Here is a 14,318-nt window from a genome sequence, read left to right as displayed (position 1 = left end):
ACCACACGCGATCGGCCTGCGGCAGTCGCGAGGAGAAAAAGCATGAACCTTATCGATCAGCTTGACGCCAAGTCCCTGCGTAACGACATTCCGGACTTCCGCCCCGGCGACACCCTGAATGTCCACGTGAACATCATTGAAGGTAACCGTTCCCGTGTCCAGGTCTTCAAGGGTTACGTCATGGGCCGTCAGGGCTCCGGCGTGCGCGAGACCTTCACCGTTCGCAAGGTCAGCTTCGGTGTGGGCGTGGAGCGTACCTTCCCGGTGCACTCCCCGATCATCGACAAGATCGAGCTCGTGAGCCGCGGTGACGTGCGTCGCGCCAAGCTCTACTACATGCGCGATCGCCACGGCAAGGCCGCTCGTATCCGCGAGAAGCGGGACTCGAGCGCGTCGAGCAAGTAAGCATCTTCCACGTGCAACTGCACTCGGAATGCACGGAGGGCCCGGCTTCTACCGGGTCCTCCGCTGTACCCAGACCACTGTCCCAGCGGCGCTGGTGGTTGCGAGTCATCACCCTTGCCGTGCTGGCGGCGCTGCTCATCACGGCCGTGGTGCGCGCCTTCGTGGTGGACGTCTACTGGGTGGGTTCCAATTCCATGGAACCCACGCTGCAGGGCGGGGATCGTGTGCTCGTCAACAAACTCAGCGACACGGACGAACTGCACCGCGGCCAGCTCGTGGTCTTCGACGGTCGAGGATCCTTGGACCCGCTGCACTCCACCGACCCCTGGTACGCCCAGGCCCTCAACAGCGTGGGGCGTTGGCTGGGAGTCACGGGCTCGTCCACCGCGTACGTCAAACGCGTGATGGCCGTGCCCGGGGATTCCATTGAATGCTGCGACGCTCAGGGCAAGATCACGGTCAACGGGCAGGCCCTCGTCGAGGACTATCTGTACCCCGGCGACAACCCGTCGGAGATCCCGTTCTCGGTCGATGTCCCCGCCGATCGAGTGTGGCTCATGGGCGATCATCGCAACGAGTCCGTGGATTCACGGTCTCTTCTGGGGGCCCCCGGCGGTGGTCTGATCCGCACGGAGCGCATCATCGGAACGGCAGAACGGGTGTTGTGGCCCCTCGGCCGAGCCCGGGACTTGTAGTCTGCCCATGGGTGAGACACCCACCTTGTCAGGAAGGAACACGGCGTAGTGACTGAAGAACGTCCATTAGATTCCGCGGGGGAGCAGCCGGAGCAGAAGCCGCTGCGGCCGCGTCGGTCCTCGCGCTCGTCCCGTTCTTCGGCCTCGCGCGGCGCCAAGAAATCCAACTCCGCCTGGAGTTCCGTCAAGGAGATCCTGATCGTGGTGGTGCTGGCCATCCTGATCGCCTTCATCGTCAAAACACTGTTCATCCGGGGCTTCTACATTCCCTCCGGTTCCATGGAGAACACCCTGGAACTGAACGACCGGATCTTCGTCAATGTCATGAACGCCAATTTGGGCAATATCGACCGCGGAGACATCGTGGTCTTCCACGACACCAAGAACTGGCTCCCGGCCCAGCCGCAGGGCAGCGACGGGCTCGGCGGCGCCATCCGGAGCGCCCTGTCTTTTGTGGGGATCCTCCCTGACACGGGTGACCAGGCGCTGGTGAAGCGCGTGATCGGGCAGGGCGGTGACCACGTGGTCTGTTGCGACGCGGACGGTCGCGTCACCGTCAACGGAACGCCCCTGGACGAGACCTACGTGTACCCCGGCGCCGTGCCGTCCGAGATCCCTTTCGACGTGATCGTGCCGGACAATCATTACTTCGTACTCGGCGACCACCGCAACGCCTCCGCCGATTCGCGCGTGCACCTGGCCGACGACAACGCGTTCATCCAGAAGGAAGACATCATTGGCACCGCGTTCGTGATCGCGTGGCCATTGGACCGCTTCCAGATCTTGCACCACCCGGACCAGGTCTTTGCCGACGTGCCGGCCACCGGCTCCGCGGAGAACTGACCGTGGCGCCACGATTGATCGCCGACCCCGGTCTCGACCTGGAACGCGAACTCGCCTCCCAGGGCCTGCGATACGTGGGCGGCATGGACGAAGTGGGCCGCGGCGCCCTGGCGGGACCCGCCAGTGTCGGTCTCGTGGTTGTCGACGCCGCCGCCCTCGACAGTGCCGATTCCTCCGCTTGGCACGGTGTCCGGGACTCCAAGGCACTCACCGCCAAGAAACGAGAGGCGCTGGCACCGGCCATTGGCTCGTGGGCTGCGGCCTGTACCGTGGGCCACGCCCAGCCCGAGGAGGTCGACCGGCTCGGGATCAGCGCCGCACTGCGCCTGGCCGGGCTCAGGGCGCTCGCGCGAGCGGCGTCGTCGGGCATTTCCGTGGACGGATTGATCCTGGACGGTTCCTACAACTGGCTCCGTTCGGAACCCGTATTGGGGCAGGATCTCGACCCGTGGGAGGTCCCGCCCGTGGTGCGGACCCAGGTCAAGGCGGACGCCCACTGCGTTTCCGTGGCGGCCGCCTCGATTGCCGCCAAGGTGGAACGGGATGCACTGATGACCGGCTATGCAGGGCAGTACCCCGCCTACGGGTGGGCATCGAACAAGGGCTACGGTAGCGCCGCCCACCGGGCTGCGATCCAGAAGCACGGTGTGACCCCGCTGCACCGGGTGAGCTGGAACCTGGGGATCTGAACCCGCGACCTTTACCTCACCCGCACTCCACAAGCGCGCCCGCGCCATGGCCCCCGCGAGCGCAACACGCCACGATGGGTCCATGACTGCGACCCCTGTTTCCGCACCGACACCCGACCCTCCCGCTTCGCACATCAGAACGGGACGATCCGGGGAAGACCTGATCGCCGACCTCCTCACCCGCGCCGGTTGGCAGGTGCTGGACCGGAACTGGCGGCCCTCCGCCGAGCGCAGCGCGGGACGCGGCGAACTGGACATCGTGGCCGAACGCGGGGGAGCGGTGAGCATTTTCGAGATCAAGACCCGCACCGGTACCGGATTCGGCCACCCGGCCGAGGCCGTGGGACCCGAAAAACTCAAACGACTCCATGTGCTGTCGCGCGCGTGGGCCTGGGAGCACGGCCGGGCGGAGATCCCCAGTGTGGACGTGGTGGCGGTGCACTGGCCGGCGGGCGGGGCCCCGCGCGTGGAACACATGAGCTCGTTGAGCTGGCACTGAACTCCAAGGTCACAATTTGGTGGACATCACGCGTGCTGAGTGACATTGCCCGATCAACGTGCCACGGTAGGTCGGGGGCCGAGAAAGGCCCCGGAACACTCGACCATCAGCGAGGGCCGCTTGGTGACATTCTCTCTCTCACGTGGGCGGTCAGCGGGCGCCCTTGTGGCCGTGGGTCTTTTCGCCGGGACCCTGGTCGGCTGTGGTGGAGACGAGAAACACGAGCCTGACCGGACGCTATCGGCCTCACCGGAGGAATCTTCCAAGGGTCTGCACGGCGGAACGTTCAATGCGACACTGCCGTCCGGAGCGTCCGTGCGCATCACGTTGCCGGCAGCGCCCCCGCCCGACCAGGACGTGGACGCGCTTCGCCAGGAGGCGGGGATCGACCGCGCCCTGTACGCGCACATCAGCATTGACAACCGTAAAGGGGACCGACCGGTCTCGGTGAGCCGACTGGTTCTGACCGCCGAGGACGGCGCCATTTACCGCCTCGATGCCTTACCCAAGGTGGTGCCCGACTGGGCCGCACGTGAGGTGGAACCCGGTGAATGGGCAATTGCAGGGGGTGGGCGCGTGCCCCGGGACAAGGCACGGGACATCAACCGCCGGGTGGCGGAAACGGTGAACACGTACACCGGAGACGTCCCCGCCGGAGGCCAGGGGGAGGAAATTCTGGTGGGTGACCTGAGTCGCATCCCGGCCACGTTCGCCAGCATGGAGCTCATCCCCGCCATCGGCGATTCCGAGGAACGCGCCGTCCGGCCCAGCCCCGACAGCGACAATGACCCCGCGGCCCCGCGCCCGGCTTCTCCCACGGACCCCGACGTGCCGGAACCCTCGGACTCACCGGGTGCCCCTGCGGACGGGCCCGGTGGCGAGGAATCGCCCCGGGACGGTGGGGCGGAACCCACCACCGAGCCGATACCCGAGGACCCGCCGGAACCCACCGGTGCGCCTGCGCCGACGGATGACCCAGCACCACCGGGTCCTGAGGACCCAGCCACGCCGCCTCCCGAGGCGGTGGTTCCTGGGCTTCCGGTGCAACCGTCGGTGCCGGCTCAGGCTGCCGGCGGGCAGCACGCGATGCAGCCGTAACCGGGCCGGCGCCGTGCGGAGCGTTCTCTACAACTGCACAGTCGGCAATCGTCCCTGGCCTGCGGACGTGTGCTCGGCAATGGTGATCTCATGTACAGAGACTCGCGATCGCCATCCACGACCCCGAGGGGCCGAGCCCGTCGGGTGACATCGGCCCGGGGTGACCGGCCGTGAGCGGCTTTGCGCGGACCAAGTCTGTGGCCCTGGTCGGTTTGGCCGGTCACGTGGTGGATGTCGAAGCCGATATCGGGCAGTCACTTCCGGCGTTCAGCATCATTGGGCTCCCGGACCAAGCGGTGAACGAATCCCGGGAACGGATCCGGGCCGCCGCACGAAATGCGGGTGTGAAACTACCCGCCCGAAAAATCACGGTCAACCTCTCGCCGGCCACACTCCCCAAACGAGGCTCACACTTCGACGTCGCGGTGGTGATGGCCGTGCTCACCGCTCACGGCGCCATTCGGGCCAGCGCGGACACCGTGTACCTGGCCGAACTGGGCCTGGACGGCTCGCTGCGCCCCGTGCGGGGCGTGCTTCCCGCCGTGCATGCGGCGGTTCTCAACGGTCACCCCCGCGTGGTGGTCGCGCGGGAGAACTACGAGGAAGCCCAACTGGTCTCGGGGGCGGAGGTCACCGCGGTCTCCCATTTGGCCGAGTTGCTGGTCATGAGCGGCGCCGACCCGCAACTCCTGCGGCGGGTGCCCGTGGTCGACAAACCCACTGACGCTCGCGCACATGCTTACGACCCGATAGACACCCCCGACCTGCGCGACGTGGTGGGTCAGATCGAGGGCCGCCAGGCCCTGGAGATCGCGGCGGCCGGCGGCCACCACCTCATGATGATCGGGCCCCCGGGAGCGGGAAAGACCATGCTGGCCGAACGACTGCCGGGGATCCTTCCCGACCTCGACGACCACCAGTCCCTGGAAGTCACCTCCATTCACTCCCTGCGAGGAGACTCGCGCTGTTCCGAACTGATCCGCCGGCCACCGTTGCAGGCACCGCACCACAGCATCACCACACCGGCGCTGTGCGGTGGAGGCAGTGGTGTTCCGCGGCCCGGGGCAATCTCGCTGGCCCATCGGGGAGTCCTCTTCCTCGATGAGGCACCGGAATTCGAACGCCGTGTGTTGGACACCCTCCGTCAACCCCTGGAATCCGGAACAGTAACCATTGCGCGGTCACAGAACGTGTCCCGTTATCCGGCCAAATTCCAGCTGGTGCTGGCCGCGAACCCGTGCCCGTGCGGACAGGCCGGCGGTGCCGGGAACCGCTGTACATGCACTGCCCAACAACGGCACCGGTACTTCAACAAGCTCTCCGGCCCCCTCGTGGACCGGGTGGACCTGCAATTGCGGGTCCCCGCGGTGACATATCAGGAGCTGAACTCCGCACTGGGAATTCCGCCCGAGGACAGCGCAGCCGTGGCCTCCCGGGTGCGGGCGGCCAGGGATGCCCAACATGATCGATTGGCTCGCTACGGAGTGCAACTGAACAGCGACATCCCGGGAGCGCTTCTGCGTAAAACCTTGGCCCCGGACCGGGCCGCGGTGCACTCGCTGAAAAAAGCCATGGACAATCACACGCTGACCGCCCGTGGATACATCAGGGTGCTCCGCATCGCCTGGACCCTGGCGGACCTGGCCGGAGCCGGGTCTCCCACCTCCGACCACGTCCAACTCGCTCTCTTCTTCAAGACCACGGTGACCTCATGAATCAAATGACCGATAGCCACGCCTTGGATCCCGAGTATTTGCAGGAAGTGCGGCGGGCGCGTGTCCAGCTCGCGCGCGTCTTCGAACCCGCCGATCGCGCGGGCATGGCGCTGGTGCACTGTCTGGGGCCGATCAGTTTGCTGGAGACCATCACCGCGAACTCGGCCCCACCGCCCTGGCTGCTCCGGAAGTTCCACAAGGCAATGACCACATGGGGTCTGCGCGGCAAACCCGCTGACCTCGGGACCCGATTCGACGCGTGGCGCAGCAGGCTCCCCGTGGTGGCTCCGGACATCGATGCTCGAAACTGCGAGTCTTTGAACGCGTGGGTCGTGATCCCGGAAGACCCCGATTGGCCGGAACAGCTTGCCGACCTCGGTGTGTCACGGCCCATCGCTTTGTGGGGACGCGGGGAGCGCGGGAAGCTCGCCGCGTTGGCCCGCAGCGTGGCCGTGGTGGGATCACGCAACGCCAGCGCGTACGGGGCCGCGGTGACGCGGGAAATCACCCACCAGGTCAGCGGAGAAGGATGGTGCGTGATCTCGGGCGGAGCCTACGGGATCGATGCTGCCGCGCACTCTGCCGCCCTGACCGCTGGCACGTCTGAGCTGCCCACGGCCGCGGTGCTGGCATGCGGAGTGGACCGGTTCTACCCCAGCGCCAATGCGGACCTGTTGGGCAGGATCGAGGATCACGGGCTGTTGCTCAGCGAGGTACCGCTGGGTTGCTCACCCACGCGGTACCGTTTCCTGCAACGGAACCGGCTCATTGCGGCGTTGTCCCGGGCCACCGTGGTCACGGAGGCCGCATGGCGTTCCGGTTCCCTCAACACCGCCCACCACGCGGAATCAATGTCCCGGGATGTCGCAGCGGTGCCCGGTGATGTTCTGACGGGTGGATCAGCCGGCTGCCACAAGCTCATCCGGGAGGGCCACGCGGTACTGGTCAACAATGGCGCGGAAGTCCTGGAACTGCTCGGCCCGCTCGGTAACGACGCCGCCGTGGGTACCCACACTCAACAGGACGTGTCCGCGCACCGCCCGGAGGATTCCCTGGAACCTCACCTACTGCGCCTCTACGACGCGCTGCCCCTGCGCCAGGATGCAGAGCCCTCCCATGTGTGCCGCGTATCAGGCTTGTCCCCCACCGAGGTCATGTCCGGGCTGGCCGCACTGCGGTCGCTGGGTTTGGCCACCGACTCCTTGCTGGGCTGGCGCCGAGTAGGCTCGACGCATGGCACCGCAAACCCCCGCTCACCCCACGGACCATGACGCGCAGCCCCCGAGCGCTCTGGCGCAAGAAATAGCGATGTTTGCCCAGCACCTGCGCCACGAGAAGGCGCGGAGTGAACACACGGTCCGGTCGTACGTGGGTGATCTGGAGGAGCTGTCCGAATGGATGACAGAACAGGGACTCGGAGGAATCGCGGACCTGGACCGGGAATCGCTGCGGGGCTGGCTGGCGCAACGGCATCAGCGAGGGCTGGCGCGCAGTTCCGTGTCCCGGGGGATCGCCTCCGTCCACACATTTTGTCGGTGGGCAGTGGACAACGGCCGGCTCCACCACGACCCTGCAGCCGCGCTGAAGGGACCCAAGAAGGCCCGCTACCTACCGGATGTGGTCAGCTCCACGGCGCTGTCCGACATGCTTGACGGTCTGGCGGCGGCGGCGCAACAACCGGCCGAGGACGATCGTACGGCGGCGCTCGCGGCCAGGAACTGGGCGCTCATCGAGTTGCTCTACGCCACGGGGGCTCGGATCAGCGAAGTGGTCAACCTGGACCTGCCGGACATCGACCACACCGTCCAAGTCCTCACGGTGACGGGTAAGGGCAATAAAGAGCGCCGCGTGCCCTTCGGGGACCGGGCCGCCCAGGCACTGGGGCTGTGGCGGCGCCGTCGTGGCGTATTGGCGACGGAAAAATCCGGCGGGGCGGTCTTCGTGGGGGCGCGCGGGGGCAGAATCGATGCTCGCGTGGCTCGACGCGCGGTCGCCGACGCTCTCCGCACGGTGCCGGACACCCAGGCGAGTGGGCCGCACAGCCTGCGGCACAGCGCGGCAACCCACCTTCTGGACGGGGGAGCGGACCTGCGCAGTGTCCAACAACTACTGGGCCACTCATCGGTTGCCACTACGCAGATCTACACGCACGTGTCCGTGGAACGGCTCAGGAATGCTTATGCCCAGGCCCACCCGCGGGCCTGACATGTTGGCGACGCAACGGCTTTAGGTTGACCCGCCCACGTCCCTGCTGAACAATGGGTGCCAGCAGTCACGCGAGCAGACCCAGCGGCCTCGAATCCGCGAGAAACGCTCACGGTGGTTGTGAAATAATTGAATGTGGCAGTGGTGGTGAACCGAAACACTCCGTGCAGGGCGTTGGGGAAGACGTACCTATATGACGGAGGAACAGGCTATGTCTTCACCCACCACCCGTGGAGTGCTCTACGTGCACTCCGCACCACAGGCACTGTGCCCGCACATTCAGTGGGCCCTGGAATCCGTTTCGCGGCAGCGAACGGATCTTGAGTGGACCCCCCAGAACGCGGAACCCGGTGCGATGCGCACCGAACTCGAGTGGTCCGGGGTGGCCGGAACCGGTGCGTTGCTGGCCTCGGCCCTGCGCACGCTCGGCCGGATCCGCTTCGAGGTCACCGAGAATCCCAGCCGCGGAAACGACGGCTCCCGCTGGTCCTTCACTCCCGATCTGGGGATCTTCCATGCCACCACGGACGTGGCTGGCAACATAGTGGTGAGCGAGGACCGCATTCGATACGCCTACGAGGCGGCCGCGGGTGACCCCACACTACTTTTCACGGAGCTCTCGGTAGCCCTGGGCGAATGCTGGGACGAGGAACTGGAACCCTTCCGTCATGCGGCGGACGGTGCGCCGGTGCGCTGGCTGCACCGCGTCAGCTGAGACCGACAAAGAGCCCCGGCTCACACCGCGATCCGTCAGCGATGTGAGCCGGGGCTCTTCGTGGGTGATGTTCCTAGATCGAGCGGAACGCCGCCACGGAGTTGTGGCCACCGAATCCGAACGAGTTGGAAATGGCCACCATGTCGCCCGAGGGCAAATCGCGGGCCGTGGTCACCACGTCCAGGTCGATCTTGGGGTCCTGGTTGTCCAGGTTGATGGTGCACGGCGCCACACGGTGCTTGAGCGCCAGGACGGTGAGGACACCCTCCACAGCACCCGAACCGCCCAGCAGGTGACCCGTCATGGACTTGGTGGCCGACACGGCCATGTTGTCCACCTCGGAGCCGAAGGCCGCACGCAGGGCTCCTGCCTCCGGGATGTCACCCACGGGGGTCGACGTCGCGTGGGCGTTGACGTGCTTGATGTCGCCGGGCTCGAACCCACCGGTTGCCATTGATTCCTTGAGCGCCCGCGCGGGGCCACCCTCGTCACCGGTGGCGGGAGAAGTGATGTGGTGCGCATCGGCGCTGAGGCCCGCACCGGCGAGCTCGGCGTAGACCTTGGCGCCGCGAGCCTTGGCGTGCTCCTCCGACTCCAGGATGCACGCGCCGGCACCCTCGCCCATGACAAAGCCGTCACGGTCGATGTCGAAGGGGCGGGAGGCAGCCTGGGGATCGTCGTTGCGGCGGGACAGTGCCTGCATCGAGTTGAAGGCGGCAATGGTCACGGGGTGGATGGCGCTTTCCGCGCCACCCACGATCACCACGTCCGCCTTGCCCTCGCGAATCAGGTTGAGGCCTTGGTAGAAGGCCTCGGTGCCGGAGGCGCACGCGGACACCGGCGTGATCGCGCACGCACGTGCTTTGAATTCCATACTCACGGACGATGCGTTGCCGTTGGGCATGAGCATGGGTACGGTCATGGGTTTCACTCGTCGGGCACCCTTGGCCTGCATGGTGTCCCACGCATCCAAGAGGGTCCACACGCCACCGATACCGGTGCCGAAGGCCACGCCAACGCGAGTGGGGTCCAGCTCGTCGCTGGTGTCGGCGGTGTCCCCGGAGAAACCGGCGTCGGTCCAGGCCTCACGGGCGGCGGCCACGGAGAACCGCCCCGAGGGGTCCAGGCGCTTGGCCTGAACGCGGGACACCACATCTTCCGAGGGTATGGGGGCGGTTGCGCCAATGCGCACCGCGAGGTCGTATTGCTCGACCCAGTCATTTTCCAGGGCGTGAACACCGGAGACGCCCTTGAGAGCGTTGGCCCAGGTTTCCTGGACGTTTTCACCGATGGGGGTGATGGCTCCCAAGCCGGTGACAACTACTTTGCGGGACATTATCTGCACTTCCTCGTGTCCGGGATCGCATGGGTTCCGGGCTCTGGCCGCAGCCAGGTCACCGGCAGATGAAGTGCGGCGTGTGGGTGAGCCTCGTAGGGCCCACCCGACACGCCGCGCTGCATCAGTGGCTCAGGCCTGAGCGTTGTCGATGAAGTTGACGGCGTCCTCGACGGTCTTGAGGTTCTTGACCTCTTCGTCCGGGATGGTCACATCGAACTTCTCTTCGGCGTTGACGACAATGGTCATCATGGAGATCGAGTCGATGTCGAGATCATCGGTGAAGGACTTGTCGAGCTGGACAGCTTCGGTCTCCAGGCCGGTCTCTTCGTTCACGATTTCTGCCAGGCCGGCCAGGATTTCGTCTTTGCTCGCCATGGGGGCTTCCTTTCTCTGGGGCCGCGTGTCGCGACCTTGCTATGGAACGACGACGCTCTGGTGAGCTGTCGTTGTGGTTCGTACCGAAACGTCCGGAACGATCCAAGAACATAAGGTGTGCGATCTAACCCTACGACACCTCACAAGCGGGTTCAGGGCAGCACCACCACTTGCGCGCCGTAGACCAGACCCGCGCCGAAACCGATCTGCAGTGACGGCTTTCCGGACAATTCCGGGTGCTCGGCGAGCAGGCGGTGCGTGGCCAGCGGGATGGATGCGGCGGAGGTGTTACCGGCGTCCGCGATGTCGCGGGCAATGATGACGGACTCGGGCAGCTCAAGCACCTTGGCCATCTGGTCGATGATGCGCATATTCGCCTGGTGGGGTACGAAGGCGGCCAACTCCTCGGGAGCCAGGCCGGCGGCGTCGAGCGCCTCCTGGGCTACGCGAGCACCCTCCCAGGACGCCCAACGGAACACGGTCTGTCCGTCCTGGCGCAGGGTGGGCCACAGGGTGGCGTCCGGTCGCATCTCGCCCGTCTCCGGGTCCGTGAGGTCCTTGGAGAAGGTGCGCTCACCGCCCCGTTCCACGGTGAGAATGTCCGTGAGCGGGTGGGTCATACGAATGGCATCCCATTTGGAACCGTCCGAACCCCAGATCGAGGGGCCGATGCCGGGTTCGTCCGAGGGGCCGATGACCGCCGCGCCGGCACCATCGCCCAGCAGGAACGAAATGGAACGTTCACCGTTGTCGATCACGTCCGAGAGCTTCTCGGCACCGATCACCAACACGTTGGTGGCCGCGCCGGAGCGCACGAGCGCGTCCGCCTGGGCAATGCCGTAGCAGTAGCCCGCGCAGGCTGCGGAAACGTCGTAGGCGGGCGCCGGAGTCGCACCAATGCGATCCGCGAGCGCGGCCGCCAAAGAGGGCGTCATGTACGGGAACGTCACGGTCGAGACAATGATCGCGCTCAGCTGCTCACCGGTCAGCCCGGCGCTCGCCAAGGCTTCACGCGCGGCGTGCTCGGCCATCTCCAGCACGGACACTTCCTGAGGGGCGCGCATACGCGTGTTGATGCCGGTGCGCTTGACGATCCACTCGTCCGAGGATTCGATCCACTGGCACACATCATCATTGGTGACCGTCACGGACGGACGATAAGCACCCATACCCAGGATCCTGGAATGAGCGTTCGGGGTGTTCTGCTTAATGGTCGCCACGAGAGGCTGACTCCTTACATGGTGCGATTCGAAGCGTGCTGCGCAATAGCGAGGCACCGTTGTCAGCTCAGAATACTCCGGACCGCTTCAAGATCTTCGGGCGTGTTCACCGCGGTTGCCCGTGCGGTCTTCAAGCCGCGCTTGGCCAACCCCGCCAGGGTCCCGGCCGGCGGGAGCTCAATGAGCTGTTCCACATCCAGCTCGGCCATGGTGTCCATGCACGCATCCCAGCGCACCGGGCGGCAGACCTGCTCCACGAGCGAGTCCACCACGGCGGCACCGGAGGTGATCAGGGAGCCGTCAAAATTGGTGAGCAATTGATGAGCGGGATCCTGCGGGGAGAGCTCGGGAGCCAGTGCGCGCAACGGCTCCAGCGCCGGTGCCATGTGCTCGGTGTGGAACGCGCCGGCCACCTTGAGGGCAATCACCTTGGCGCGGGCCGGGGGATTCTCCTGGAGGGCCTTCAACTGCTCCAGGGTGCCCGCGGCTACCACCTGACCGCCACCATTGGCATTGGCGGGGGAGGTGCCCGCGGCAGCCATGGCTGCGGCGACGTCGTCGGCCTTGCCGCCCAGAACGGCGGCCATGCCCGTGGGTGTGGCCGCTGCCGCCCGGGCCATTTCCGTGGCGCGGACTCGGACAAATCGCATCGCGTCCGCTTCGCTCAGGACACCCGAGAGTGCCGCAGCGGTGATCTCACCGACCGAGTGGCCCGCGAAGACGATGTCGCCGCGGCCGTTCCACGCATCCGCGAGCAACCGGCCGGCCACCAATCCTGCGGCCACGATCAGCGGCTGTGCAACGGCGGTGTCCTTGATGGTTTCTTCATCGGCGTCGGTGCCGTAATGGGCAAGGTCCAACCCGGCGGCGTCGGACAGCTGCGCCACATGCTCTGTCACGCCGTCCACCGACAGCCATTCGCGGAGGAAACCTGGTTTCTGGGAGCCCTGACCCGGGCAAACTACGGCAATCACCATCCCATTTCACCAAATCGCGAGCCGAAAGGAGGTGTTCCGAGCCACCAAGTGGCGTGGGCGCCTTTGTGTGACTCCTACAAACCGTCGGCTAGTGGGGCGAGTTCAGGCGGCCCGCGACCATGGCGCAATGCAACACGAAGGCCTCCCTGGGAATCAACGGGTCCCAGCCGGTGATGTCACAGACCCTGCGCAGCCGGTAGCGCACGGTGTTGGTATGCACGAACAGTTCACGAGAGGTGGCCTCGAGAGAATTACCCACGCTGAAATAGGTACTCAGGGTGTCCACCAGACCGGTCGAGGACATGGACAGCGGTTCCCACACGGCGTCCACCATGGCCCGCAACGCGAGGGGGTCTCCGGACATGGCACGTTCGGGCCAGACGTCCTCGGAGTCAACGGGCCTCGGTGCCTGAGGCCACGCCGACGTCGCTCGGAACCCCGCAGACGCGCGGTCGGCGGAGTACTTGGCGTCGAAGACCGTGTCGACCTCGGGACCGAAGACCACGGGGCCTTCACCGAACACGGAGGCGAGCTGGGGAAGCCCGCGGCGGGGGTCCGCCACACCGCCCAGTACGAGCACCAGACGGTCGGTCTGAAGCGAGACGAGGCACTCGGCGGCATGACGGGTCGCGGAACGCCGAATCTTGTCCACACTGCCCGGCCCCGTGGTGGCCGGGGTGGCGCCCACCATTACAGTGACCTGCCCCTGGTCCGTCCAACCGAGCGCTGCCACCCGGGAGCGGATGGAATCAGAGCGGTCCCCGCGCAGGACCCCGTCCACCACGAGTGACTCCAACCGGGCGTCCCACGAGCCACGGTTCTCGGCGGCCTTGGCGTAGACGTCCGCGGCGGCAAAGGCCACTTCGCGGGAGAAGCGCAGCACGGCCTCGCGCAGTGCGATCTCGTCACTGGGCTGCGCGAGCTCGGGAACTTTTTCTTCCACGACGTCCACCACGATGCGCAGGACTTGCAGCGCGTTCTGCAGGGAAATGGAACGGGTGAGTTCGGTGGGTGCCTGTCGGAACACCTCGGTCAGGACCCATACCGGTTCCTGGGGGTCCTCGTACCACCGCACGAAGGACGAGATACCACGCTGGGCCAGCAGCCCGAGCTCGGAGCGTTCGTCCGCCCGCAATTGGGAGAACCACGGCAGCGTGGTGCTCAGGCGCTGAACGGCCACGGTGGAGACCTGCCCCAGATTGGCCGTGAGATTATCCAGGGTCCGCGGATGCGGGCTTCCGGCCGGCCGGTTGCGCAGGGACCAGGTCACTCGTCGCGAAGATCGTTGTTTTGCGGCAGCGGTGCCCTTGGAATCGGAAGCCATGGAACGAGGTTAGTGCATTGAAAACGACGACGCCCGCTCAGCAAAACTGAGCGGGCGTCGTCAATTCGGTGCGTCAAGGATCACCGGAACCGAGGCTCGGTAACCCTCACCGGGCGGTCAAAGCGATCAGGCCTCGCCGCCGGCGTTGCCGGAGGTCCCGGCGTTCGGGTCGAGCAGGTCGTACTTGTCGATCGCCTGCGCCGGTGCGGACCAGTCCAC

General features: G+C 66.2%; 15 protein-coding genes. 10 read left to right on the top strand and 5 right to left on the bottom strand.

Annotation, left to right across the window (positions count from 1 at the left end; genetic code table 11):
• The first annotated feature begins 42 nt into the window (after positions 1 to 42).
• The 10 genes from rplS (at position 43) to ABEA06_RS11155 (ending at position 8,864) form a co-directional block, all read left to right on the top strand.
• The gene (rplS, locus tag ABEA06_RS11200) at positions 43 to 405 is read left to right on the top strand and encodes a 50S ribosomal protein L19 (RefSeq protein ID WP_016997861.1); all 363 of its coding nucleotides are present in this window, start codon (positions 43 to 45) and stop codon (positions 403 to 405) included.
• A gap of 11 nt (positions 406 to 416) precedes the next feature.
• On the top strand, positions 417 to 1,100 hold the full coding sequence (lepB, locus tag ABEA06_RS11195) for a signal peptidase I (protein ID WP_312395496.1): 684 nt from the start codon (positions 417 to 419) through the stop codon (positions 1,098 to 1,100).
• Positions 1,101 to 1,148: 48 nt separating this feature from the next.
• Positions 1,149 to 1,943 (top strand): signal peptidase I, encoded by a 795-nt coding sequence (lepB, locus tag ABEA06_RS11190; protein ID WP_345311540.1) that lies wholly within the window; start codon positions 1,149 to 1,151, stop codon positions 1,941 to 1,943.
• A gap of 2 nt (positions 1,944 to 1,945) precedes the next feature.
• Entirely contained in the window at positions 1,946 to 2,632 is a 687-nt protein-coding gene (locus ABEA06_RS11185) for a ribonuclease HII (protein WP_345311539.1), read from the top strand.
• Between the two features lie 82 nt (positions 2,633 to 2,714).
• Entirely contained in the window at positions 2,715 to 3,131 is a 417-nt protein-coding gene (locus ABEA06_RS11180; protein ID WP_303381872.1) for a YraN family protein, read from the top strand.
• A 315-nt stretch (positions 3,132 to 3,446) separates the two neighbouring features.
• On the top strand, positions 3,447 to 4,229 hold the full coding sequence (locus tag ABEA06_RS11175; RefSeq protein WP_345311538.1) for a hypothetical protein: 783 nt from the start codon (positions 3,447 to 3,449) through the stop codon (positions 4,227 to 4,229).
• 170 nt (positions 4,230 to 4,399) lie between these two features.
• A complete protein-coding gene (locus tag ABEA06_RS11170; protein WP_345311537.1) occupies positions 4,400 to 5,944 on the top strand; it encodes a YifB family Mg chelatase-like AAA ATPase in 1,545 nt (514 codons plus the stop codon).
• The gene (gene dprA, locus ABEA06_RS11165) at positions 5,941 to 7,215 is read left to right on the top strand and encodes a DNA-processing protein DprA (protein ID WP_345311536.1); all 1,275 of its coding nucleotides are present in this window, start codon (positions 5,941 to 5,943) and stop codon (positions 7,213 to 7,215) included. The genes ABEA06_RS11170 and dprA overlap by 4 nt, the downstream gene beginning before the upstream one ends.
• Positions 7,178 to 8,149 carry a tyrosine recombinase XerC gene (locus ABEA06_RS11160; RefSeq protein WP_345311535.1) on the top strand — a complete coding sequence of 324 codons (972 nt, stop codon included), beginning with the start codon at positions 7,178 to 7,180 and terminating at the stop codon, positions 8,147 to 8,149. The genes dprA and ABEA06_RS11160 overlap by 38 nt, the downstream gene beginning before the upstream one ends.
• A gap of 211 nt (positions 8,150 to 8,360) precedes the next feature.
• Positions 8,361 to 8,864 (top strand): DUF3145 domain-containing protein, encoded by a 504-nt coding sequence (locus ABEA06_RS11155; protein WP_345311534.1) that lies wholly within the window; start codon positions 8,361 to 8,363, stop codon positions 8,862 to 8,864.
• A gap of 73 nt (positions 8,865 to 8,937) precedes the next feature.
• Here the strand turns inward: ABEA06_RS11155 and ABEA06_RS11150 are convergent, their stop codons facing one another.
• From ABEA06_RS11150 to ABEA06_RS11130, 5 genes are all read right to left on the bottom strand, one after another.
• Entirely contained in the window at positions 8,938 to 10,200 is a 1,263-nt protein-coding gene (locus ABEA06_RS11150) for a beta-ketoacyl-[acyl-carrier-protein] synthase family protein (RefSeq protein WP_345311533.1), read from the bottom strand.
• 132 nt (positions 10,201 to 10,332) lie between these two features.
• Complete coding sequence (locus ABEA06_RS11145) at positions 10,333 to 10,578, bottom strand: acyl carrier protein (protein ID WP_016996935.1); 246 nt, start codon at positions 10,576 to 10,578, stop codon at positions 10,333 to 10,335.
• A 152-nt stretch (positions 10,579 to 10,730) separates the two neighbouring features.
• Positions 10,731 to 11,798 carry a beta-ketoacyl-ACP synthase III gene (locus tag ABEA06_RS11140; RefSeq protein ID WP_345311532.1) on the bottom strand — a complete coding sequence of 356 codons (1,068 nt, stop codon included), beginning with the start codon at positions 11,796 to 11,798 and terminating at the stop codon, positions 10,731 to 10,733.
• Positions 11,799 to 11,860: 62 nt separating this feature from the next.
• A complete protein-coding gene (locus ABEA06_RS11135; RefSeq protein WP_345311690.1) occupies positions 11,861 to 12,772 on the bottom strand; it encodes an ACP S-malonyltransferase in 912 nt (303 codons plus the stop codon).
• A 91-nt stretch (positions 12,773 to 12,863) separates the two neighbouring features.
• The gene (locus ABEA06_RS11130; RefSeq protein WP_345311531.1) at positions 12,864 to 14,099 is read right to left on the bottom strand and encodes a PucR family transcriptional regulator; all 1,236 of its coding nucleotides are present in this window, start codon (positions 14,097 to 14,099) and stop codon (positions 12,864 to 12,866) included.
• Positions 14,100 to 14,318 lie beyond the last annotated feature (219 nt).

It is taken from the genome of Kocuria gwangalliensis (assembly GCF_039544365.1).
Taxonomy (GTDB): Bacteria; Actinomycetota; Actinomycetes; order Actinomycetales; family Micrococcaceae; genus Kocuria; species Kocuria gwangalliensis.
This window is presented reverse-complemented; position numbering and strand designations above follow the sequence as displayed.